General features: G+C 33.5%; 22 protein-coding genes. 4 read left to right on the top strand and 18 right to left on the bottom strand.

Going from position 1 to position 22,169, the window contains the following annotated elements:
• Positions 1-54: 54 nt before the first annotated feature.
• From ACNQF8_RS00250 to ACNQF8_RS00210, 9 genes are all read right to left on the bottom strand, one after another.
• On the bottom strand, positions 55-1,200 hold the full coding sequence (locus ACNQF8_RS00250; RefSeq protein ID WP_417953409.1) for a PepSY-associated TM helix domain-containing protein: 1,146 nt from the start codon (positions 1,198-1,200) through the stop codon (positions 55-57).
• 63 nt (positions 1,201-1,263) lie between these two features.
• The gene (locus ACNQF8_RS00245; RefSeq protein WP_417953408.1) at positions 1,264-3,411 is read right to left on the bottom strand and encodes a TonB-dependent siderophore receptor; all 2,148 of its coding nucleotides are present in this window, start codon (positions 3,409-3,411) and stop codon (positions 1,264-1,266) included.
• 188 nt (positions 3,412-3,599) lie between these two features.
• The gene (locus tag ACNQF8_RS00240) at positions 3,600-4,079 is read right to left on the bottom strand and encodes a DUF6265 family protein (protein WP_417950306.1); all 480 of its coding nucleotides are present in this window, start codon (positions 4,077-4,079) and stop codon (positions 3,600-3,602) included.
• Positions 4,080-4,340: 261 nt separating this feature from the next.
• Complete coding sequence (locus ACNQF8_RS00235) at positions 4,341-6,632, bottom strand: DNA topoisomerase 3 (RefSeq protein WP_417950305.1); 2,292 nt, start codon at positions 6,630-6,632, stop codon at positions 4,341-4,343.
• Between the two features lie 244 nt (positions 6,633-6,876).
• Positions 6,877-7,527 carry a DUF1801 domain-containing protein gene (locus tag ACNQF8_RS00230; RefSeq protein WP_417950304.1) on the bottom strand — a complete coding sequence of 217 codons (651 nt, stop codon included), beginning with the start codon at positions 7,525-7,527 and terminating at the stop codon, positions 6,877-6,879.
• A 232-nt stretch (positions 7,528-7,759) separates the two neighbouring features.
• Positions 7,760-8,344, bottom strand: a complete 585-nt coding sequence (locus ACNQF8_RS00225; protein ID WP_417950303.1) for a fasciclin domain-containing protein — start codon at positions 8,342-8,344, stop codon at positions 7,760-7,762.
• Positions 8,345-8,587: 243 nt separating this feature from the next.
• Complete coding sequence (locus ACNQF8_RS00220) at positions 8,588-9,016, bottom strand: copper resistance protein NlpE N-terminal domain-containing protein (RefSeq protein ID WP_417950302.1); 429 nt, start codon at positions 9,014-9,016, stop codon at positions 8,588-8,590.
• Between the two features lie 168 nt (positions 9,017-9,184).
• On the bottom strand, positions 9,185-10,996 hold the full coding sequence (locus ACNQF8_RS00215; RefSeq protein WP_417953407.1) for an AAA family ATPase: 1,812 nt from the start codon (positions 10,994-10,996) through the stop codon (positions 9,185-9,187).
• Between the two features lie 180 nt (positions 10,997-11,176).
• The gene (locus ACNQF8_RS00210) at positions 11,177-11,824 is read right to left on the bottom strand and encodes a hypothetical protein (protein WP_417950300.1); all 648 of its coding nucleotides are present in this window, start codon (positions 11,822-11,824) and stop codon (positions 11,177-11,179) included.
• A 468-nt stretch (positions 11,825-12,292) separates the two neighbouring features.
• Here ACNQF8_RS00210 and prfA point away from each other — a divergent pair, with 468 nt between their 5' ends.
• Positions 12,293-13,369: a peptide chain release factor 1 gene (prfA, locus tag ACNQF8_RS00205; RefSeq protein WP_282710301.1), complete on the top strand. Its 1,077-nt coding sequence runs from the start codon at positions 12,293-12,295 to the stop codon at positions 13,367-13,369.
• A gap of 108 nt (positions 13,370-13,477) precedes the next feature.
• Here the strand turns inward: prfA and ACNQF8_RS00200 are convergent, their stop codons facing one another.
• From ACNQF8_RS00200 to ACNQF8_RS00165, 8 genes are all read right to left on the bottom strand, one after another.
• On the bottom strand, positions 13,478-13,747 hold the full coding sequence (locus ACNQF8_RS00200) for a hypothetical protein (RefSeq protein WP_417950299.1): 270 nt from the start codon (positions 13,745-13,747) through the stop codon (positions 13,478-13,480).
• Between the two features lie 290 nt (positions 13,748-14,037).
• Positions 14,038-14,382 (bottom strand): hypothetical protein, encoded by a 345-nt coding sequence (locus ACNQF8_RS00195; protein ID WP_417953406.1) that lies wholly within the window; start codon positions 14,380-14,382, stop codon positions 14,038-14,040.
• A gap of 272 nt (positions 14,383-14,654) precedes the next feature.
• Positions 14,655-14,951 (bottom strand): YtxH domain-containing protein, encoded by a 297-nt coding sequence (locus ACNQF8_RS00190; protein ID WP_417953405.1) that lies wholly within the window; start codon positions 14,949-14,951, stop codon positions 14,655-14,657.
• 23 nt (positions 14,952-14,974) lie between these two features.
• Complete coding sequence (locus ACNQF8_RS00185) at positions 14,975-15,118, bottom strand: lmo0937 family membrane protein (RefSeq protein ID WP_417950296.1); 144 nt, start codon at positions 15,116-15,118, stop codon at positions 14,975-14,977.
• Between the two features lie 25 nt (positions 15,119-15,143).
• A complete protein-coding gene (locus ACNQF8_RS00180) occupies positions 15,144-15,782 on the bottom strand; it encodes a porin family protein (RefSeq protein WP_417953404.1) in 639 nt (212 codons plus the stop codon).
• Between the two features lie 349 nt (positions 15,783-16,131).
• Positions 16,132-17,919: a sensor histidine kinase gene (locus ACNQF8_RS00175; protein WP_417950294.1), complete on the bottom strand. Its 1,788-nt coding sequence runs from the start codon at positions 17,917-17,919 to the stop codon at positions 16,132-16,134.
• A 1-nt stretch (position 17,920) separates the two neighbouring features.
• On the bottom strand, positions 17,921-18,367 hold the full coding sequence (locus ACNQF8_RS00170; protein WP_417950293.1) for a response regulator: 447 nt from the start codon (positions 18,365-18,367) through the stop codon (positions 17,921-17,923).
• Between the two features lie 11 nt (positions 18,368-18,378).
• Positions 18,379-18,942 (bottom strand): helix-turn-helix domain-containing protein, encoded by a 564-nt coding sequence (locus tag ACNQF8_RS00165; protein ID WP_417950292.1) that lies wholly within the window; start codon positions 18,940-18,942, stop codon positions 18,379-18,381.
• Positions 18,943-19,435: 493 nt separating this feature from the next.
• Between ACNQF8_RS00165 and pyrF the strand changes: the two genes are divergently transcribed.
• Together pyrF and ACNQF8_RS00155 are read left to right on the top strand one after the other, a co-directional pair.
• Entirely contained in the window at positions 19,436-20,278 is an 843-nt protein-coding gene (gene pyrF, locus ACNQF8_RS00160; protein ID WP_417950291.1) for an orotidine-5'-phosphate decarboxylase, read from the top strand.
• Between the two features lie 49 nt (positions 20,279-20,327).
• Positions 20,328-21,122 (top strand): ABC transporter substrate-binding protein, encoded by a 795-nt coding sequence (locus ACNQF8_RS00155; RefSeq protein WP_417953403.1) that lies wholly within the window; start codon positions 20,328-20,330, stop codon positions 21,120-21,122.
• Here the strand turns inward: ACNQF8_RS00155 and ACNQF8_RS00150 are convergent.
• Positions 21,117-21,266, bottom strand: coding sequence for a hypothetical protein (locus tag ACNQF8_RS00150; RefSeq protein ID WP_417950289.1), 150 nt, complete (start codon positions 21,264-21,266; stop codon positions 21,117-21,119). The two genes, ACNQF8_RS00155 and ACNQF8_RS00150, sit on opposite strands and share 6 nt — an antisense overlap.
• A 107-nt stretch (positions 21,267-21,373) precedes the next feature.
• Here ACNQF8_RS00150 and ACNQF8_RS00145 point away from each other — a divergent pair, with 107 nt between their 5' ends.
• Positions 21,374-22,159 (top strand): alpha/beta fold hydrolase, encoded by a 786-nt coding sequence (locus tag ACNQF8_RS00145; protein WP_417950288.1) that lies wholly within the window; start codon positions 21,374-21,376, stop codon positions 22,157-22,159.
• Positions 22,160-22,169 lie beyond the last annotated feature (10 nt).

The following is a 22,169-nucleotide window of genomic DNA, read 5'->3' as shown; positions in this document are numbered from 1 at the left end:
GGTTTAATGTAATTGCCTTAAATTATTCAATTTTGCTTTTATATCGATTTATGCCTAAACTGTTGTTGTGTTTTTATTTTTTTTATTTCGTCCCCACCAAATGTAGCATCCGGATATTGGCAGACTTGCAATGAGTAAACTAAATAAGAAGGCGAATATTTTTCCGGGTAGTCCTAATATGGCTCCCGTGTGAATGTCATAATTCATTTTCAGGAGGTTATCGGCAACTTTATCGGCTGTTTTCCTGCCCCAAAGATGTGAAACCGGCATCTCTTTCAAGCTGTATTGATCAAAATACCGATAGTCAATTTTCCAATACGTTCCTTTGTCGCTATTCGCATTTGCTGCTATTGTGGACATATTCGTTTCTGGCGGGTGAATTTCAATGGATTTGGCCAATGGATATTCTCTTTGCATTTGGAGCCAAACCGCATCTAATGGTTTTACGGTTGAAGTAGTTGTAGTTTTCTGGTTTTTTTTCGAAAGCGGTTCTTCATATAATAATGACTTTTTACCACCGGATACTTTATAATACGAATACGCAAACCATTGAAAACCCCATATTAATCCTGTAATAGCGAAAATAATCCCGATAATGAGCACATAAAAACCAGTAATGTTATGCAAGTCGTAATTTTTTCTTTTCCATTTAGTACCTTTTTTCCATTTGAACCAAAACCGTTGTTTGGCGGCACTTTTATTTTTGGGATACCAAAGAATTAATCCCGAAATCAACATGATTAGAAATATCAATGTTGCAGATGCCACAACTGTTTGCCCAATTTCATGTGGCATCCAAAGATAGAAATGTCCGTCTAGTATAAAAGGGAAAAAACCTTCCTCATTATTGATCGTTTTCAGCACTTTTCCTGTATAAGGATTCATGTAAGTTGTATAATGATAACTGGGTTCGTAATGAAAAAATATAGCTTCAACAGAATTATTTTTTTTATTGTATTTGATGGCATGAAGCACTTTATTAGGAACTTCTTTTCGTGCGATGATTTCCAGCTGAGATGGAGGTAGAAAGGATTTATTTTGCGTTTCCACAAAACGATATTCTTCTGTGATGTTCTGTATTTCCTCTTGAAAGGCATACAAACATCCTGTTATGGCGATTATAAAAACAATTAAACCAGAGGACAAACCAAGCCAAAGATGGATTTTTCGAATTGCTTTTTTGAAGTTGTTATTTTTCATTTAAAAAGGATAAAACTCCCCACCGAAATGAGGATTTTAGTGAAACAAAACCAATTATGAAACTTAAAATTTATAGGTTAAACCTGCTGTTACACTTCTCAAACGCTGAGGTGTTACAGTAGACCATCCTGAATAATATTTTTCGTTTAAAGCATTATTTAATTTCAATGAGAGGTTGAATTTATCACTCGAATACGATAATGCTGAATTTAAAACGGTATAACTTGGTAAGGCAAAGGTTCCTATATTCGCTCTGTTCAATGTTTTGTATTCGCTGGCATAATTTCCACCAAATCCTATTCCGAAACCTTTTAATTTTCCTGAAGTCAACGTGTAATTAGCCCAGAAATTAACTAGGGTTTCCGGTCCTGCTTCTTCGGGTCTTTGACCTAAATAACCATCTCCGGGATTATCTTTGGTGACTTCACTTTTATTATTACTGAATCCTGCAATGATGTTAAATCCTTTGACAGGATTTGCTGTAAAACTCACCTCGATTCCTTTACTGTTTACTTCGCCGCCTTGAATGGAATTGTTGATATTATTGGTATCAGTCATTATTCTATTTTTTACATCAATGTTGTAATAGCTAATCGATGCCGAAATAATATCCTTGTATAAGTTTGTTTTTAATCCAAATTCATATTGATTAGCTTGCTCTGGGTCAAAAGATTCCATTCTTGGATTTGATCCATCCACTTCAGAAACTTCTCGTGGCGTTACATTTACAAAGCCATTCATGTAATTTGAAAAAACAGAAACTTTATCTTTAATCAACATATAAACCAGACCGAATTTTGGAGAAACGGCTGCTTGGCTGTTTTCTTCGGTTGCTGTTTTAGATTTGAAGTTGTCAATTCTCAAACTTGCCATAGCGGATAATTTATCGGTAATATTCAACACATCCGAAGCATATGCACTGATAACTTCCACTTCGGCTGTTGAGTTTCCTTCAAATGAACCGACTAATAAATTATCAACTCCCGCTTGGGTCAAGTCTCCCGTATCTGATCCATCGATTAAGGAAACAGTTCCGTTTCCTAACCAACCGGTGCTTCCGTTTATAATATTTGATTTATAATAATCAATACCTGCGACCAATCGGTTTCTTAAGTTCCCAATTTTAAAGTCTCCAATGAAATTTTGCTGAATATCAGTTGCCAACGTCTCTCCATTTCTTTTAGAGATGTATCTAGAGAAATCATTTCCGTTTGAAGCATCAAATAAATACGAATAATATCCGCTGGTTTTACTGTTGCTTCTGGACAATACGGTTTGGGATGTCCATTGGTCAGACAACTTATAAAACATTTGAGCTTGTAAACTATACGTCGGATTACTGATTGATAATTCGTTTGAAGTAAACGATTTTTTATAATTTCTTTCGAATAATTCGATTGAATTAAACGATAGAGCAGAATATCTGCTCAAGAAAAGCATGGGCGCATTAGCAGAATTTCTGTTAGTAAATTCTGTATTGATTAAGAACGAAAGTTTATCGTTTACTTTATAACTCAACGAAGGCGCAAAGAAAAATGATTTGCCAAAACCTGCATCTTGAAACGAATTCTCTTTTTGATATGCAGTATTTATTCGTACGGCAACATCTTTATTTAAAGGTAGGTTTACATCGGCTGTAATTCGGTCTAATCCATAGGATCCTGATAGGTAACTTATTTCTCCACCAAATGTTGAGTATGGTTTTTTAGTCACAGTGTTTATTAAACCTCCGTAAGAAATCAAACTGCTTCCAAATAAGGTTCCTGATGGCCCTTTTATTACTTCAATATTATCCACATTTGCAGGATCGATACTTCCATTATTGATTCCCGGAAGTCCATTAATCATGGTAGCCTGAACAGCAAAACCTCTCATAGAAAAATATTCTGCACCATCACCACCACGTCCGGTTGATTCCCAAAGACGCGTTATACCAGTTGCATTTTTTAAAGCATCATTAAAATTGGTTACCAATTGCTCTTTCAATAATTCGTTGGTAACAGTATTGTACACTTGAGGATTTTCAATATTGTTCAAAGGCATTTTAGAAACCGTAGTGCTTTTTTCTCTTTTGTACTTGAATTTGTTGGTGTTAACAATAACTTCTTTCAGGGTTTTAACAGAATCTTTTTCTTGCTCTTTTTTTTCTTGAGCGTTAGCTGTTATACCAATTAATAAAACGGACAGGTAAAATGTATGTATCGACTTCATTTATTTAGATTAATTAAAAATAATATTGCAAATATAATAGTGCTTTTTGTTTTAACAAAACTTATTTAGACTAAATATAAATAATATCAAAAAATAATTTTCAGTAATTTGAAAGTCAGTATTTTAACAGCATAAAAAAACCTTGCTTATTTAGAGCAAGGTTTTGATTATAACAGAAATGTTAAATTTTATTTTATTTTTTTCATCGAAAACTGTTCGGAACTTGGTTTTCCTTGTTGGATTCCCGAAATTTTAGCCACTAAACTGTCTGGAGTAATTTGGGTATAACTGATTTTTTGAGGGTAGTCATGTTTCAAATTCTCAAAAGATACTTGTTTATCGGTTGCGGTTGTCAATTTGAAAGCAACAGGTTTGTCATTATTTTGTCCCTTTACGGTTGCAGTATAGGTCATATTTTCTCCTTTTTGTTGTAATACGATAGATTCAAAATGCACTGTATCTTTCTCTTTTATGAAATAGGATTGCGCTTGAAAGGTGCTGTCGTTTACTTTTTCCCAATATTCGGTTAGAGTACCATCGTCTGATTTATTTTCCCAATTCCCCAAAAGCCAACTTGCCGCCTTGATTTTTTCGTTTTTGTTTGAATCAGAATTTTTGCAGGAAACTATGGCAAGCAAAAGCAGTAGAACTGTCGTTTTTTGAAACATTATATAGAATTTTTGATATTATTTTGAAATGCTAAATTATGAAAAAATAAAATAGCGTGCTTTTTTAGATTTGGAATATCCAAAGCGAGTAAACATTTGAATACTTTTTCAAGCAAATAATTAAAATGTCACTCCCGAAACTTCGGTATTAAAAACTTTACTATATAAGTCCTATAAGGAAATTTAAGCAGTTGTTTTTACAGCTAACTTCAATGCTCTTGTATGACTTATATGGTGGAAAATTAAATTTAGTTTATAGTCTTAAATACTTTGTTTTAAAATAGTATAAACCAATTCCTTCGTAGGTTTTTGATCTTTTAAATTCGCTCTAACTACATCAAAAGTCACTTTAAAATCACAGCCTGATTTATACTGACTGCAACCATAAGCCGTTTTTCCTTTTAGCACGGTTCCTTTCTGGCATTTCGGACAGGTTAATTCGTCCGGAATGGCTTTCGCCAAAGTTTTCTTAGGTTCTAAAATAAGTTGGTAATTTTCGTCAAAGCGGAGTAAACCTTCCACAGTGCCGGCATTGGTTTTAAAGTCTTTCAAGTTTACAGTAGAACCTTTTTGAAGCAATCGCAAGTATTGATTCTCGGATATTTTTTTCTCTGCAAAAGTGTAGGGCAATAAAAACGTGCAACCCGTTTTATAATCAGAACACCCAAACGAAGATTTCCCTTTGATAAGTGTTCCTTTTTTACATTTCGGACAGGCTTCCACCAAAATTCCGGCTGCTTTCTTTTTCTCCACTTTTGCCACTTCTGTTTGAACGCTTCCTGCATGCGAAATATTGGCGCGTCTGGTTTCGCTGCGTACTTCGTATACCAAAGTTTCAACCATGTGTTTCATGTTTTTGATAAACGAACCCGCGGTAAACGTTCCTTTTTCAATATCTTTCAACTGCTTTTCCCAAGAACCCGTCAATTCAGCCGACTTCACCAAATCATTTTGAATCGTATCTATCAGTTGAATCCCTGTTGGCGTAGGCAAAACCTGTTTTTTGTTTCTTACGATGTATTGGCGTCTAAAAAGCGTTTCAATAATATTGGCTCGCGTAGATGGACGACCAATACCGTTTTCTTTCATCAATTCGCGTAAATCCTCATCGTCCACTTGCTTGCCCGCAGTTTCCATGGCGCGCAATAAAGTTGCTTCCGTAAATTGATTAGGTGGTTTGGTTTCCTTTTCTAAAAACGAAGGTTGATGCGGCCCTTTTTCACCTACAACAAAACTCGGCAAAATGTCGGCTTCTTTTTCTTTTGTATTAGGATCTTCAAACACTACACGAAATCCTTTTTTTAAGATTTCTTTTCCGGTAGTTTTGAATAAAACGTCGGCAGCTTTTCCGACAACTGTAGTATTGGCAACCAAACAATCGTCATAAAAGACTGCAATAAATCGCTTTGTAATAATATCATACACTTGCTGCTGATTGTATTGCAAATTACTTTGAATCCCCGTTGGAATAATCGCGTGGTGATCCGTTACTTTTTTATCGTTGAAAACCTTGGGTGATTTTTTTATCTTTTTTTCCAAAAGTGGTTGCGTCAACGCAGCATAATTCGTCAAGTTTTTCAGAATCCCCGGTACTTTTGGATAAATATCATTGGGTAAAAATGTGGTATCGACTCTGGGGTACGTGACTACTTTTTGTTCGTACAAAGTCTGTACAATTTTAAGCGTTTCGTCTGCCGTAAAGCCAAATTTCGTGTTGCAATATACTTGTAAACCTGTTAAATCGAATAGTTTTGGTGCAAACTCATTGCCGTTCTTTTTTTCGACAAAAATAATTTCGAATTCACTTTCCTTGACTTTATTGGCGAGAAGTTCTCCATCTTCCTTTTTCAAAAAGCGGCCTTCTTCATAGCTGAAAAGTGTCTCTCGATACAAGGTTTGTAATTCCCAATACGGTTGCGGTTTAAAATTCTCAATTTCTTTGAATCGGTCCACGACCATTGCCAATGTTGGGGTTTGCACCCTTCCAATAGACAAAACTTGTTTGTATCCGCCATGTTTTACAGTGTACAAACGCGTGGCATTCATACCCAGTAACCAGTCGCCAATGGCTCTGGAAAATCCCGCATAGTATAAATTATCGTAGTTGGCAGATGGTTTTAAGTTCTCAAAACCTTCTTTGATGGCTTCGGTGGTCAGCGACGAAATCCACAAGCGTTTTACCTCGCCTTTGTACTGCGCTTCGTTCATGACCCAGCGCTGAATGAGTTCTCCTTCTTGCCCGGCATCCCCGCAGTTGATGACCAAATCAGCTTTGTCAAACAAGCTTTTTATGATTCTGAATTGCTTTTGAATACCCGAATTCTCCACCACTTTAGTTTCAAATTTCTCAGGTAGCATCGGTAAATTGTTGAGGTCCCAACTTTTCCAGTGCGGTTTGTAATCGTTCGGTTCTTTCAAGGTGCATAAATGACCGAAAGTGTACGTTACCTGATAACCATTGCCTTCAAAATAGCCATCGTGCTTGGTATTGGCTCCCAAAACGGATGCGATTTCACGGGCTACACTTGGTTTTTCGGCAATACAGACCTTCATTTTTACTACTTATTTTGAGGGCGCAAATTAGGAATTTAGAAATTGGTATTAAAAAGAAATCGGTAGGAGTTATGAACGGCTTGGCTGTTCTATTTTTTAGGAGCAGAACGAACGGATTTTCTATAACGAACCGTCCTGCTGTCCGCTGTATTCACGCGAAAAAGCGTGAGATGCCGCTTCCATCAGGGCTATTGATTTCGTTTCATTCTCATAATTACAAAAGCAAAAATTTTTTTCTAGCTTGCTATTTGTTTTCTTCTCTAATGTATTTGTGTGAACCGTCACAGCTGGGCATTTTTTTAGACATTCCACAAATGCAATCGTTGATTCCTTTTCCGTTCAGAATACGTTGCGTGTATTTTTCAATTCGGGTTACGCGGGTTTTGGATTGTTTAGCCTCGGAAAAATGGAGATTGTACGCGCGTTGTCGGCCGGGTGTTAAGGCATTGAAAGCGGTTTTTAAATCCGGATTTTTGTCAAAAGCAATTTGCAATTCTTCCACCAGTTCAAGTTCCGTATTACTTTTGAAAATTACTTTCAGCCCCGCTTTTTCAATTTCAATGGCTTCATAAATGTAAGCTTTGATTATTGATTGATTTTCTGTGATTTCTTCCGGATTAGTAAATTTAAAAAAACGCATGGACTGACTGTTTTCTCCTGGTTTACTAAGAATTCCATTGCTATCTTGGAGTAAAATTCCTTTAAAAAAACTAAGTGTACAAAATTCCTTAAAACTGCCAATAAGTACAACATTATTTCCCTGAAAACAGTAACAAGGCATACGCCACTTGAATTCTTCGGTTAGTCCGCAATCGAGCAGCAATAATCGTAATTGCTTTATTTCGGGCTGCCATTTTGTTGCATTGTTTATAAAGTCATCAACTTTGGGATTCATTTTAGTGGATTTTAAAAATAAAAGAAGTTTGGTTTTATAAAAGTATTAAAATAAATCCGTTGCAAACACTATGATGCTGTAAATTAAAATTGGCAATCGATGCAAATGAAATCTGAGGAATTAGCTATAGGCAGTGTTGCAAAAATGCAGTTGCTATCTGTTGATTATAATCCATAAAAAAACCGTTGCAAATACAAAATTGCAACGGTTCCTGAATTAATAAAGTAAAACCTTATTTAGGCATAACAACAGTATCAATTGCATGAATCACTCCGTTAGAAGCGGCCACATCAGCAAGAACAACGGTTGCAGTTCCTCCATTTGCGTCAGTCAACATCACTTTTCCATCTTTCAAGCTCAAAACAATAGTGCCACCTTGAACAGTTGTAACGGTATATTTTCCGTTATTTTTATTTATTGCATCAATTACTGTAGCTGCATCAAATTTTCCTGATACAACATGATACGTCAATACTGCTTTCAATTTGTCTAAACTTTCTGGTTTCAACAAACCATCAACAGTTCCTGCCGGAAGTTTTGCAAATGCTGCGTTATTTGGTGCAAAAACGGTAAAAGGACCTTCGCTACTTAACGTTTCTACTAATCCTGCTGCTTTTACTGCAGTAACTAATGTTGAGAAATCTGCATTTCCTGCCGCTACATCAACAATTGTTGATGGCGCCACTACAACTGTAGTATCCATGGCTACTGCAGTAGAATCAGTCATTTCTGTAGATTCTGCTTGCTTTTTTTCTCCACAAGAAGTAGTTATTACTCCTAATAATACAAATGCGCTAATTGTTTTTACTAATTTCATAGTCAATGTTTTAAGTTTAAAATTATTTATATTTCAAATATACAGATTAAAAACTGTTGTTTAATCTTTTTAACAAATAATTAAACAAAAAATAAGATAATAGTATTATTAATAGAGATGGGTTCTAGTTTTATAAATATGGAGCGCTGCTACCAAATTTTGCAAATTATTTAAAGATCAAATAAAAAAATACAATTGGAAGTCTTTGCAAATCAACGCTAGTAGGGGATTGGTAATGCGTACCTATATTTTAAAAACATCCAGTCGTTGCATCCAGAAAATTTCTGATTCAACAAACGTAAGTTTGGTCTTAATGATGCGGTCACTTTTATCTCTGGGATTTTTAGTTACAAATCTCGCTTTGGAGTTCGTAAAATCCAATGTGTATTTTTCATCAAAGTCTTCTTGTTTGTTCGAAGAGAAAGTAATCACATTGTCTTTCGCAGTCCATCTCCCTTTTCCGTATTTATTTACTTCAGGCGGAAATCCGTTTTTGATTTTAGAATACGAATGAAATACAAATGTTCCATCTTGATGTAAGGTCAATTTGTATTCAATCAAATGATCACCTGCTGCGCTAAAAGTACGATTGTAATCACCGGAAAATCCATTCGATTGTGCGAAAGTTGTAAAGCTGAACAATACAAGTAACGTGGTCATTAGTAATTTCATAGGTTTGGTTTGTTTAATGGGTTCGTACTTATTTGCTGCTTTTGGTTTATTTGTGAGCGATAGGCACTTTTTATTTTCTGTTAAAGATGAAAAATCTTGCGAAACGCAAACGTGAATTTACCACAAAATTCGCAATCTTGCCAAACGGCTGTTGTAGCCAGTACTTTTCTACACAATACTTAATAGGTCAGTGAACATTTCTGTAAATTCATATTTTTCAACACCATTATCATTATGCTTTTCAACTTCTCTTATTTGGTCTACTGTCATAAGAGTCCAATAATCTTCAAGTACATTTTGTTTTCTAGAAATTTTTTGAGCTGCTATTAATACTTTTGCGTCGCAAGTATCGGTAAAAGTAAAGGTACTCCCAGGTGGTAAATTAAGAACATCAAGATGTATATAATTTTCAGGTTCACGCTTTAATGTTAGATATGCTTTTACTCCTTTATCTTTTAATTCTTGAATTGTGTTAACGTTGGCTTGTTCTTCATTTGTGCCTTTATCAGAATCCAATATTACACCATAAGGAATTGCAAATTGTTCAATAAGACGAAGTGTTGTCCAATGTTTTAAATTACCACAACCTCCAATAGGAACTAATGCTATTCTTTTATCTTCAAATGTATGAGTAATGTGACCTCCACTTTTAAGTTGAGTAGCTGTATGGTTTACAAATGCAACATCACTTTTACCTTCTACTAACAAAATTGCATTTGCATTTTTAGAAATAGGGTCAGCTAAAATGCCTAATGTATCAGCAACTTTTATAAATACATCTTCAGTCCCCAATTCCACAGTTCTATCATTTCCATTCTTTTGAATAAATCGCAAACTATTCAGTGGAATTAAGCCAGCTAGGGCAGGAGTGTGTGTTGTTAAGATTATTTGAGAATTACCTGTATTTGATAAGTCTTTAAATGCTTCAATAAGCATTTCTTGATGGTCAGGATGTTGAGCGGTTTCAGGCTCTTCAAAGGCAAAAATTATTTGATTACCTTGATTTTGAGCTCTCAATCTTTCAGCTTCCGCTCTAAAGAAGTTTAGTAGAATTAGTCGACGAATTCCGCTACCTCGCTTGTTAATTGGTATGTCTTCTTCAGATTTTATAGTTAATTTAAATTGCGAATCAAATTTTGGTTCGGTTTTAAATTCGGGAATTAATGCATTTGCTAACTCAGGAGACATTTCTCTAAGTTTTTCTAATGTTCTATTAGCTGTATCGATAGCTTTGTTTCTAACCTGTTCTTTTATATATTCAAGTTCTACTGTTAATTCAGATAAAGCTTGTTGAACAGCAATTTTCATCGGGTCAGTTACTTCTTTATCATCATCTTTACTTTGTCTGTCTGATTGAAAAAGAGCGTACAACGGTAAATAAGATTTTAAAGTGTCAAAGACTTTTTTAGTATCTTCTTTATCAACTAGCAATTCTGTTTCTTGTAGTTCGAGATTATCGAATGAGTTCCAAATAGCAAGGCGAATTGATGAATTTATATTTCCGTTAAAATTTTCTGATGGAATATTTAAGGTTTGCGTAGCTCTCTGTTTTAGTTCAGTTTTTTTAAGAGTTAATAAATCATTTCCATTTTCAATTGTTGGATGATTACAAATTATGTATACTTTTTCTTTTGGTTTCGCAGCTGTGGCTGGAAATACTTTTTTAATTTCAAGCCTATTTTTAGCATTTAGTAAGTATTCAGCGGCAAGACTTGTAGGATTTGCTACATCAATTATTAAATCATCTGGGAAGTCTGAAAACACACAAGATATTTCAATTTGATTGTTATCAGCATTAACATTTAAATCTTCTCTTTCACAGGAAACTAGTGAATTATTGAAAAATATTTCAAGAGCTTCCAGAATTGTAGATTTTCCGGCATCGTTTTTTCCAATAAATGCTGTCAAGTTAGAAACTGGAATTATAGTTTCAGATTGATAACCTCTAAAGTTTTTGATTTTTATAGTTTCTAATTTCATGCAGTTTTTTTTAGTATTGGCTACAACGTTCCCACGCTACAAGCAGTTTGGTAATAAATTAAGCCCATTATTCGGATTTGCCAAATCTTCCAAATACAAAACCAACTTTAAATTAAGCCAAATCCCCAAATTGCTTGTAGCGTGTGTTGGGTGATGTTTTTTTCTTTCTGTTGGGCTTGATTAGTTTTTATCAACTTTCTTCTTTTCAACTTTAATTATATCACTAAATTTTTTTTGAAATTTTATACCTTCATTATTTCCATAAAATAAGTAAATGTTTTCCCAAAGTTCAGTTTCTGTATTATTAGTTATTTTTTCTATGATATTTTTCACTTCAACGATAAGAGTTAAAAGTCTAGTTTCGTCGCAATTTACAGAGATAAAAACTCCATTTTGAAATCCATATTGTTTCATAGCAAAAACAATTTTCTTAATATCGGAGCTGATTTTTTTTGCACTTAAACTACTATTAGTTTTTATTTCGATAAATATTTTTTGAAAATCTGGATGAAAATTAATTTGTGATTGATGCAGGATTAAATCAGGTTTGAATGTTTTTTTATCTTTTACCAAATTGTTTTCGATGAATTTTTTACTTACTTCAAAACCAATTTTTAAATCACTGTATTCATTTTTTTTATGCTTTATAATTTTTCTCCATTCAGAATATAATTCCGCTGAAAAATGAAGTTCAGTTTGTTGAATGAATTTAGTTTTCGGTATTTTATCATCAAAAAAAGATCCTGGCTCTTTTATAGTTTCTGTTGAATAGAATTCATTATCAACAATATTAAACGCTTTATATAAATCCGTTATATATTCATTCATTTTTTGTGAATTTTAATTTTTAGGCAATCTATTTTAGCAAGTCAAATTTCAAAATATCACCCAACTTGTATATAGTCGATATAAACCTTCGTATATGCACCTAATTATGGGCAGATTGGCGAAGGTTCGTTTCGCATTATCTTTTTTCAAATATATAACTTTCTTCCGAAAATACTTATGAAATATAATCAAGTTTAAATGGCTGCCCAAAACTAACTACTTTTGCTTCAGCAATTTTACGGGAAACCGTAAACGCAATTATTTTAACACAAATTCCCTAGCCCTGATGGAAGGGAAAATCCTTTATTGATAAAACGCGAAGCAAGTTTTATCAATAAAGATTAGAATGACAGCAGGAAACAGCTCCTGAAAAGACATGTAAAATCTGCAATCCAAAATGTGAAATCTTTTCACTAAATAATGTGAAATATTTCACTAAATTTGCACCCTAAATAAAGGACTAAGAAAATGTTAGATAGACTTCAAATAGTAAAACAACGTTTCGACGAGATTTCGGATTTGATTATTCAGCCGGATGTAATCTCGGATCAGAAGCGTTATGTGCAATTGAATCAAGAGTACAAAAGTTTAAAAGCTTTGGCTGAAAAGCGCGATGAATACGTTATTTTGATGGCGAATATCGATGAAGCAAACGAAATAATTGCCGATAACAGTGATGCAGATATGACCGAAATGGCCAAAATGCAACTGGAAGAAGCAAAAGAAAGATTACCGGAACTGGAGGATGAAATCAAGTTTATGTTGATTCCTAAAGATCCCGAAGATGCTAAAAATGTTATGGTGGAGATTCGTGCCGGAACGGGTGGGGATGAAGCGAGTATTTTTGCCGGGGATTTGTTCCGTATGTACACGAAATATTGTGAAAACAGAGGTTGGAGAACATCTGTGGTGGATATGAACGAGGGAACTTCAGGTGGATTTAAAGAGGTGATTTTTGAAGTTACCGGTGAGGATGTTTATGGAACGTTGAAGTTTGAAGCGGGTGTTCACCGTGTGCAACGTGTACCGCAAACGGAAACACAAGGACGTGTTCACACATCAGCAGCGACTGTTATGGTGCTTCCGGAAGCAGAAGAATTTGATGTACAGATTGATATGAATGATGTGCGTGTGGATTTCTTTTGTTCGTCAGGACCTGGTGGACAATCGGTAAATACAACTAAATCTGCCGTTCGTTTGACACACATTCCAACCGGATTGGTGGCGCAATGTCAGGATCAGAAATCACAACACAAGAATAAAGATAAAGCTTTTGGCGTTTTGCGTTCCCGTTTGTACGAACAGGAATTAGCCAAGAAACAAGCCGAAGATGCTACAAAACGTACATCTCAGGTAAGTTCTGGTGACCGTTCTGCAAAAATTCGTACTTATAATTACGCACAAGGTCGTGTAACAGATCACCGTGTAGGTTTGACGTTGTATGATTTAGGAAATATTATGAATGGTGACATTCAAAAAATTGTTGACGAACTAGCGTTAGTTAACAACATGGAAAAATTGAAAGAAGCCAGCGAGGTATTCTAAATAAAAAAAAGTGAAATTCGTTTCACTTTTTTTTGTGTTCTTCGGGACCTCAAAAGGGAAATAATTTTTATAAAAATAAGCTATTGAAGCCTATATTTAGTTTAAAGACTATTTATAGGCTTCAACGATTCTATACGTTACGATGTCGTTTGTAGCCATCAATTTTATTGTCGTCATTGCTTTAGCTTCAGAAAGCGTATAACCACTTGCATAACCTGTTGGCGTGTTTACTTCCCAAAAATATACCGTTTTTTCTGTTGTTTTGCTAATTTCAACTTTTTGTTTTTTTGAAATTACAGTTTGATCGATTTTTTCTTTTGCGTTTGCAAACATAATTGTTGTAGCAAGTAAAGATGCAGATAAGATAAAGTTTTTCATATATTTTTTGTTTTTACATTGTTAGTTTAACGCTGCAAAGGTCATATAGATTTAGGTTTCATTTGTTATATAAATTTTTGTTTTTCTTATATAATTAACTCTTATTGGTTTGAAAATCAATTTCTTTTGAAATGGAAATACTGTTTTAGTTTTGTCGCGTGAATCTATTATACTGACAATTTTAAAAAAAAGGACAGCATTAAAATAGAGCATATTCATTGAATTTTTAAGTTATAAACGCCCAATGCTTTTGGTTTTTTTGCATGAATTAAAAACCAACCTATTTGTGTTTATTCTCCAAAAAAAATCTCTGAATCGGGTTGTGCCGTTTGTCTAAAAATGGAATTTCGGAACGCTTCATATTTTTCCGTAGCGGAATCAATTCTGGCGTCGAAGGATTCATTATTTTCTAAATTATCCATTCCTAGATTGAGTTCATTTGATTTTTTTTCAAAGGATTTCTCGATGCTTTTCCAATTTTGGCGGGCATCTAATGTAGTTTTATCAGTTATTGAATCTACAAAACGAACGTAATCATCAGTTACTATTTCGACATTTTTTTCGGCGTCACTTTTGCAGGATGTAAATGCGTTTGCTATTAAGAAAAATCCCAATAGAGGTATTAAATTTTTCATTATGGTATTATTATAATTTGAATCTGTAAGCTAGTTATACTATTAGGTTTTTAAATCCTTCCATATAGGTTACTTTTTTTGGTGAAAATGGTATTCAAATGCTTGTATCCTTTTCTACTATCAATTTTTCTGCGATGTGGAAATAGCACTTAGACTTCGTTGTATGCTTTTTTCCGCTGAAATTGCTTTTTATCGTATATTTCTAATGGAATGGATTGTACAAAACCAACAAATCACACTGCTTTAAAAGAGTGTGATTTATTGGTTTTTGATTAAACAATTGCCTTGTTTATATCTCTAAGATGGTCAAAGTTTTGTATTTCATCTTTAACACTCTCTGTTGTATTTTCTATGAGATTTTGTGATTCTCTCTTAAGTTCATTGATTGTTTGAGTAATTTTATTGGTTAGTTTTCCAGAGGAATCTGCTACAATGTCTTTCAAATCAGTGCTTTTATCAGCTATTTTTTTTCTGGTTTCGCTTCCTTTTGCAGGTGCAAATAATATACCTAAGGCTGTTCCTATTGCTAAACCTCCTAGTAGTCCGATGGCTAATGTGTTATTTTTCATATTTAATGTTTTTATAATTGAAATTATCCTTTTATCACTCTGAGTAAAATGGCTATAACTGCGATTATTAATAAGATGTGAATGATACTGCCCACGCTGTATACGAAGAATCCTAATGCCCAAAGTATTACCAGTATGACTGCGGCTATGTATAAAATATTTTGCATGATTCTTTTTTTAGGGTTGTTTAGTTTAAAATTTTATGGCTGCGTATACGCTTAATACGCTGTTTTTTGAATCTGGAAAAGTATAGGTTTGCCCCAGAACTGTTCTTTCTTTTCCAACAGTGCTTAATCCATAATTGTATCGGGCGCCTATTCCAAAACTGTCAAAATCAAATCCAACTCCAGCAGCTACACCAAAATCAAATTTATTTAAATCATCTTCATTCACATTTTCTTCAAAGTTGTAAGATCCATCTGCTGATTCATTAGTAATTTTGGAATCTACCAAGAAAGCAGCGTAAGGTCCAAACTGTACATTGAAATTTTTAGTAAGATTTGCTTTCAACAATACAGGAACTTCAATATAGTTTAATCTGAATTTTCCGGTTCCCTCAGCAAAGGCGTTGTTGTATTGCAATTCAGCTCCTTTTGTAGTGTAACTAACTTCTGGCTGTAATGATAGGCTTGAAGTTATAGGAAGTTGTGCAAATAAACCAATATTGAAACCGGCCAAAACATTTTTGTCATCAACATCTTCAGTGTATAAATTAGACATATTTAAACCTCCTTTAATCCCTAGTGACGCACCAGTTTCTTGTGCATGCACTGCATTTGTTGCTCCTAATGTTACTAAAACAACGGCTAATACTCTCTTTAAATTTTTCATCTTTGTATATTTTTAATTGTTTATTTCTATTTTACAAAGATGCGACGGTGATTGAAATTGCATGTTACATCAATTTCTAATTTTATTACATAATTTAAATATGACTTTATAGAATTTGGGGTTTTACAAAGTAATATCCGGAAAACAACTAGTTTTTATGTTGGTTCAGTAGTGTAGTAGAAGATGATCGACGATATTTTGAAAACTAATAGTTATAGCAATGGATATCTCATTTTTAGGTATGAGATAGTATTTGCAGAACCTAAATTGGTCTGCAAAAGTAGTTCATAAGGAGTGTGCCTTACTACTTATCAAGAGTGTTGTTTTTTGGTAAGCGTGGAATAATCTTTTATTCAGCAGGAATATAAATTGTAAAGGTTGCTCCTTCATTAAGTTCAGAATTCGCAACAATAAATCCTTTGTGGTTTTCTACTATTTTTTTACAGATTGCTAAACCAATTCCTGTTCCGGCATATTCATTTTTGTTATGCAGTCGGTTGAAGAGAATAAAAATCTTTTTAGCATATTCTTGTTCAAAGCCTATACCATTGTCCTCGACAGTAATTTTGTAATATTTAGCATTGTTATTGTTAGGAAGAAAATTAGATTCCTGCGCACTGATTAGGGAAGAATTTATTTTGATAACTGGCGCGATATCTTGTTTACTATATTTTAATGAGTTGCTGATAAGATTAATGAATAACTGTTGAATTTGGAAAGGAATTACACGCAGGGTAGGTAGGGTATTGTTTTCTATGATTCCATTTTTCTCCTCAATTACTTGAGCTAATTCTTGTTTTGCATTATCCAATAAGCCATTCAAATTTGCCTCTTCAAAAACTTTTTCAGCTTTATTAGTTCGGGAGAATTGTAATAAATCTTCAATAAGCATCCGCATTCTTTTTGCAGAAGATTGAATACTGGAAACATATTGCTGACCGGATTTAGATAAATTATCATAATCTTTATTCACTAATCTGGAAAGAAAAGTTTCAATTTTTCTTAGCGGTTCCTGTAAGTCATGACTGGCAATATAATTGAATGCGGTAAGTTCTTTATTGTTGCTTTCTAATTCTCTATTGCGTTCCTCAATAAAATTTTTAGCATACATCTCTTCGGTTACATCACTGGTAGTTCCTATGTGTGTTTTCTCACCAGAAGCAACGGTAACAACTCTACCTAATGCTCTAAAATATCTTATTTCACCATCTTTTCGGATAATTCGATAGGTAAAAGGCGGTAATACAGAGTCGGTAGGAATATTATTCGCATTGTCAATAACGTATTGTAAATCATCAGGATGCACAAATTTATAAAACTCTTCGACACTTGCTTTGAAGGACTGGGGTTCACATCCCAATAGTCGGTATTCGTTATCAGAGAATTGATATTCGTGTGTCTCCAGATTGTATTGCCAACTTCCAAAACCTCCTACAATTTCTGCAAGTTTACTGGCTTCAATCGCAACAGTAAGGGTATTTATGGTGCTTTTTAGGATAATTAAATCCCGGTTCATTTTGATGAAAGCAATTGTGATTAAAATAAGTGTAACAATTAGCGTTAAATAAATGAGTAAGGGCGTATAATTCATTGTAGATTCATATTCCTTTTGTCGGTTATTCAGTAAGTTTTTTTGGGCTATCATCATGTCTTCTATCTTAAATCTTATAGAATCCATAGCCTGTTTACCTACCAATAAATTAGCAGTTAATTGTTTCTCATCATAATTTTTCTGCTCTGTGAGGTATAAGGTTTTAGAAAGGTAATTTTGTCTTTTATTGATAAAAAACAACAGTTTTTTTAAATTTGCCTGTTGCGTTCGGCTATTCTTAGTGAGTTTAGACACTTTGTTAAAAGATTTTTTTACTAAATCCTTTGATTTTAGGTACGGGTCCAGAAACTGTTTGTCGCGAGTCAGGATATAACCTCTTTGACCAGTTTCAGCATCTTTTATGAATGAAATTAAGCGTTCAAGTTCAGTATTCACCTCATGACTATTACTTACATAATTGGACGATTTTTTTAAAACCGTAATATGTTTGAAAGTAATACCGCCAATAAAAAATATAACTGCAACAGAAATAGTAAAAATTATTTTTAAAAAAAGCGGTGATTTGTGAAGTTGAATATATTTCATTTTACATTCTCATTAAAAAATTATCTTTATTCAGGCCAGAGGTATGGTATTGCCAATTGATGGTCACTACTTCTGAAAGGATTTTTTTTAAATTATCGAAATCACTTGGTTTTTTTATATAGATATTCGCCCCATTTATGAAAGTTTCTTCAATATGTTCTTCCGATGATGAAGTAGAATATATAGCTATTGCAATATCATTCAGTTTTTCATTCTTTTTGATTTCCAATAGGCATTCAACTCCATTTTTTTTTGGCATGTTTAAATCTAGGAACAATACATTTGGCAAAACGGAATCTTCACGGTTGAGATAATCCATCAATTCAACACCATCTTTGAAGGTGCTTACTTTTGTATTAATTTTTAATTCGTCAAAGGCTTCAGTAAAAAACAATCTGTCATCTTCGTCATCATCCGCTAGGCAAATATTTATAAAATCAGTATTCATATAAATGTGTTTTAACTTTTGTTTTTATTAGATTGTTCTCTTCTTTTCTGGATAATCTTCTGGAATGATGAAGGAGTCATTCCCGTTAAATGTTTGAATTGTGTGCTCAAATGTGCTACGCTGGAATAATTCAATTGAATGGAAATTTCAGTTAAATTCATAGAGGTATTAAGCATAAGTTGTTTGGCTAATTCTATTTTCTGAATGATAATAAAATTTTCAATGGAAGTATACGTCACTTCTGAAAATAAATTAGATAAATACACGTAACTAAGATTTAATTTGTCTGCAATATACACGGAGCTTTTTATGTTCAATGGTTTATCACTGTTGACCATTTCCACGATTGTATCTTTAATTTTCTGAACTAATACACTCTTTTGGTTTTCAACGATTTCTATACCGTATTCTTTGAAAACAGTTGTGATTTCATCCATTTTTGAAGAAGGTACTTTTTCTAAAAAATTAAATTCACCAAATCCGACAATGTTATATTTAAATCCTAATTCAGTTAGTTTTTCCTGAACAATTTTTTTGGTCAGTTGCGCATAGTCAAACTTTAAATATACTTTCATATAATACTTTTGTTAAATAGTAAAGATATAAAAACGTTGCTTTTAAATTTATTTTTGAATCATCTACAAAATAAATCCTTTTAAAAATACATGTAGAACGATGAATTTTTCAAAAGTCTTTGAATAATAATTAGGTTGTTATGTTTTGATTATTAAGTTTTTAAAATTATGCTTTTTAAAATTTTTCAGCGTAAATAAAAATATTTAAAGGTTTAACAATCGTTAAATTTATGTTTTTTTTAACAATAACAAAACCTTTTTCAGCTCAGTTTTTCTCAAAAGCATCAGGATTATTTCTTTTATTATCAAAAGTTGGGAGTAATTGGTTTTTTGAGGATAATTTTCGTTCATAAATAATATAATTTTACAATTATCATTTCGGAAATTTCAGAATACTGTATTTTAAATTCTTAATATAATTTTGAATTTTTATTATCGTATTCTAACTGTTATTGATTCTATGTTTGTAATTTTGCCGCATAACTACAAAACAATGACTACACAACAACTTATTGACCAAATCAAAATCAAGAAATCATTCCTAGCTGTAGGACTCGATGTTGATTTGAATAAAATTCCACAACATTTATTAGAATTAGAAGATCCTATTTTCGAATTCAATAAAGCGATAATTGACGCGACGCATGATTTAGCCGTAGCTTACAAACCCAACACTGCTTTTTATGAAGCCTATGGAATAAAAGGGTGGATGTCGTTACAAAAAACAATCAATTACATCAACTCAACCTATCCGGATGTTTTCACGATTGCTGATGCAAAACGGGGTGATATTGGAAACACGTCATCGATGTATGCCAAAGCTTTTTTTGAAGATTTGAATTTTGACAGTGTTACTGTTGCTCCTTATATGGGGAAAGATTCGGTAGAGCCTTTTCTAGCTTTCGAAAATAAGCATACGATTATGTTGGCTTTGACTTCAAACGAAGGAGCTTTCGATTTTCAGACTTTGAATGTCGATGGAACCCGAGGCGAAGCTAAAGAGTTGTACAAACAGGTGTTAGAAACGTCTAAAACGTGGAAAAACAGCGAAAATTTGATGTATGTTGTTGGTGCTACCAAAGCCGAATATTTCACTGAAATTCGTAAAATTGTTCCTGACAGTTTCTTGCTTGTTCCTGGAGTGGGCGCACAAGGCGGAAGTCTTTCAGAAGTTTGTAAATACGGAATGAATGACAATGTAGGATTGCTGATTAATTCTTCCAGAGCGATTATTTATGCTTCAAATGGAACTGATTTTGTTGAAAAAGCAAGAGCCGAAGCGTTGAATATGCAACAGGAAATGGAAGGAATTATGAGATTGAAGTTTAACGTTTAACGTTTCAGGTTGAACACCTTTTGAACATTAAAATCTTTAAACAAAAAACATGAAAACTTTAATCGATCAACTCGGGATTTCCCATTCTTTTGAAAGTTCGCCAAAACGTATTATTTCATTAGTTCCTTCGCAAACGGAATTGTTGCATGATTTAGGTCTCGAAGACCGAATTGTTGGGATTACCAAGTTCTGTGTGCATCCGTATCATTTTAAGTCTGTTAAGAAAATCGTTGGCGGAACCAAAAAAGTGCATTACGAGAAAATCAGATTGTTACAGCCCGATATTATCATTTGTAACAAAGAAGAAAATACACAGGAAATAGTAGAAGAGCTGCGTAAAATTTGTCCGGTTTGGGTCACGAATATTATCACGATTGAAGACAATTTTCAAATGATAACCGACTTTGGTCAACTCTTTAATTGCAGAACCCAATCGCAGAAATGGAACGACAAATTGGCTTTTGCCTTGAGCGATTTTAAAAACTTCATCAAAGATAAACCGGTTAAAAAAGCAGCCTATTTCATTTGGAAAAACCCGTTTATGGTTGCTGGTTCTGATAATTTCATCAATGAATTACTGAAACTGAATCACTTTCAGAATATTTATGACAACAAAGAGCGTTATCCGGAAATCGAACTCAAAAAAATGCGTTTAGAGGGCGATCCGGATTTGGTTTTCCTTTCTTCAGAGCCGTATCCTTTCAAAGAGGAAGACGCATTCGAAATAGGAAGACACACGCATCATGCAAAAACAGTTTTTGTTGATGGCGAAATGTTTTCTTGGCATGGAAGCAGGTTGCTAAAAGCATTTGATTATTTTAAAAAAATCCATCAAAAACTATAATGCGCATTCCTCTAAAATTAATTCTTCCTGAGCTACGGTGGTATTTATAGGGTTTTTTTCGAGGTCGAAATTAAATTTTGCAAGTATTTGGTATTCTCTTTTAAGCTTTTCTATTTCACTTTTCTCTTTCAATAATCCAATCATCGGTGTAATTTTTTTGCAAATTTAAGCCATACAATTATAAAAAAAGCACTATTTGTTGTTAAGATTGAGATTTAAAATTAAAGTTCTATTTTTACAAAAAAAAATACGTGATCAATTATACCATATACGAAAATAAAAACAGCGATCAGTGGGTAACTTTTGTCCATGGTGCCGGCGGAAGTTCGTCTATCTGGTTTAAGCAAATTCGCGATTTCAAGAAACAATATAATGTATTGTTATTGGATTTACGAGGTCACGGCGAATCAAAACCCACTTTGAAGACGGCTTTCAAACAGAAATATACTTTTTCGGCTTTGGCCAATGATATTCTGGAAGTCTTAGATTTTTTAAAAATTGGAAAATCACATTTTGTAGGTATTTCATTGGGAACAATCCTCATCAGACAATTGGCTGAAATGTATCCGGAACGCGTGCAAAGCATGATTCTGGGTGGTGCAATCCTGAAAATGAATTTCCGTTCTCAAGTATTGATGCGATTGGGAAATATGTTTAAATATGTTTTGCCATATTTGGTTTTATACAAGTTTTTTGCCTTTGTGATTATGCCTAAAAAAAGTCACAAGCAATCACGTGTCCTTTTTATAAACGAAGCCAAGAAGTTATACCAAAAAGAATTTATAAAGTGGTTTAAACTCACTGCTGAAATAAACCCAGTGCTGAAATGGTTCCGTCAGGTAGAATTGAATATCCCTACGCTTTATGTAATGGGTGAGGAGGATTATATGTTTTTACCTTCGGTGCGTAAAGTAGTGGAGAATCATTATAAATCATCGAAACTCTTCGTAATAGAAAAATGTGGACATGTAGTAAATGTGGAGCAACCTAATGCTTTTAACGATGCGGTTCTGTCATTTATAAATACAGCTAAATAAAAAATGCCTG

The organism is Flavobacterium labens (genome assembly GCF_048286755.1).
In the GTDB taxonomy this organism is placed as follows: Bacteria; Bacteroidota; Bacteroidia; order Flavobacteriales; family Flavobacteriaceae; genus Flavobacterium.
The sequence above is the reverse complement of the archived record's forward strand: the minus strand, read 5'-3'. Positions and strand labels throughout refer to the sequence as shown.

What these genes read in the sequence shown, in the direction of transcription:
- ACNQF8_RS00240 (WP_417950306.1), bottom strand. Translation starts at nt 4,079, where the DNA reads ATGTTTCAAAAAACGACAGTTCTACTGCTTTTGCTTGCCATAGTTTCC.
- ACNQF8_RS00170 (WP_417950293.1), bottom strand. Translation starts at nt 18,367, where the DNA reads ATGAATACTGATTTTATAAATATTTGCCTAGCGGATGATGACGAAGAT.
- ACNQF8_RS00150 (WP_417950289.1), bottom strand. Translation starts at nt 21,266, where the DNA reads ATGATTGGATTATTGAAAGAGAAAAGTGAAATAGAAAAGCTTAAAAGA.
- ACNQF8_RS00165 (WP_417950292.1), bottom strand. Translation starts at nt 18,942, where the DNA reads ATGAAAGTATATTTAAAGTTTGACTATGCGCAACTGACCAAAAAAATT.
- ACNQF8_RS00200 (WP_417950299.1), bottom strand. Translation starts at nt 13,747, where the DNA reads ATGAAAAACTTTATCTTATCTGCATCTTTACTTGCTACAACAATTATG.
- ACNQF8_RS00175 (WP_417950294.1), bottom strand. Translation starts at nt 17,919, where the DNA reads ATGAAATATATTCAACTTCACAAATCACCGCTTTTTTTAAAAATAATT.
- ACNQF8_RS00155 (WP_417953403.1), top strand. Translation starts at nt 20,328, where the DNA reads ATGAAAACTTTAATCGATCAACTCGGGATTTCCCATTCTTTTGAAAGT.
- ACNQF8_RS00215 (WP_417953407.1), bottom strand. Translation starts at nt 10,996, where the DNA reads ATGAAATTAGAAACTATAAAAATCAAAAACTTTAGAGGTTATCAATCT.
- ACNQF8_RS00230 (WP_417950304.1), bottom strand. Translation starts at nt 7,527, where the DNA reads ATGAATCCCAAAGTTGATGACTTTATAAACAATGCAACAAAATGGCAG.
- ACNQF8_RS00250 (WP_417953409.1), bottom strand. Translation starts at nt 1,200, where the DNA reads ATGAAAAATAACAACTTCAAAAAAGCAATTCGAAAAATCCATCTTTGG.
- ACNQF8_RS00185 (WP_417950296.1), bottom strand. Translation starts at nt 15,118, where the DNA reads ATGCAAAATATTTTATACATAGCCGCAGTCATACTGGTAATACTTTGG.
- ACNQF8_RS00190 (WP_417953405.1), bottom strand. Translation starts at nt 14,951, where the DNA reads ATGAAAAATAACACATTAGCCATCGGACTACTAGGAGGTTTAGCAATA.
- ACNQF8_RS00210 (WP_417950300.1), bottom strand. Translation starts at nt 11,824, where the DNA reads ATGAATGAATATATAACGGATTTATATAAAGCGTTTAATATTGTTGAT.
- pyrF (WP_417950291.1), top strand. Translation starts at nt 19,436, where the DNA reads ATGACTACACAACAACTTATTGACCAAATCAAAATCAAGAAATCATTC.
- ACNQF8_RS00235 (WP_417950305.1), bottom strand. Translation starts at nt 6,632, where the DNA reads ATGAAGGTCTGTATTGCCGAAAAACCAAGTGTAGCCCGTGAAATCGCA.
- ACNQF8_RS00245 (WP_417953408.1), bottom strand. Translation starts at nt 3,411, where the DNA reads ATGAAGTCGATACATACATTTTACCTGTCCGTTTTATTAATTGGTATA.
- ACNQF8_RS00195 (WP_417953406.1), bottom strand. Translation starts at nt 14,382, where the DNA reads ATGAAAAATTTAATACCTCTATTGGGATTTTTCTTAATAGCAAACGCA.
- prfA (WP_282710301.1), top strand. Translation starts at nt 12,293, where the DNA reads ATGTTAGATAGACTTCAAATAGTAAAACAACGTTTCGACGAGATTTCG.
- ACNQF8_RS00180 (WP_417953404.1), bottom strand. Translation starts at nt 15,782, where the DNA reads ATGAAAAATTTAAAGAGAGTATTAGCCGTTGTTTTAGTAACATTAGGA.
- ACNQF8_RS00220 (WP_417950302.1), bottom strand. Translation starts at nt 9,016, where the DNA reads ATGAAATTACTAATGACCACGTTACTTGTATTGTTCAGCTTTACAACT.
- ACNQF8_RS00225 (WP_417950303.1), bottom strand. Translation starts at nt 8,344, where the DNA reads ATGAAATTAGTAAAAACAATTAGCGCATTTGTATTATTAGGAGTAATA.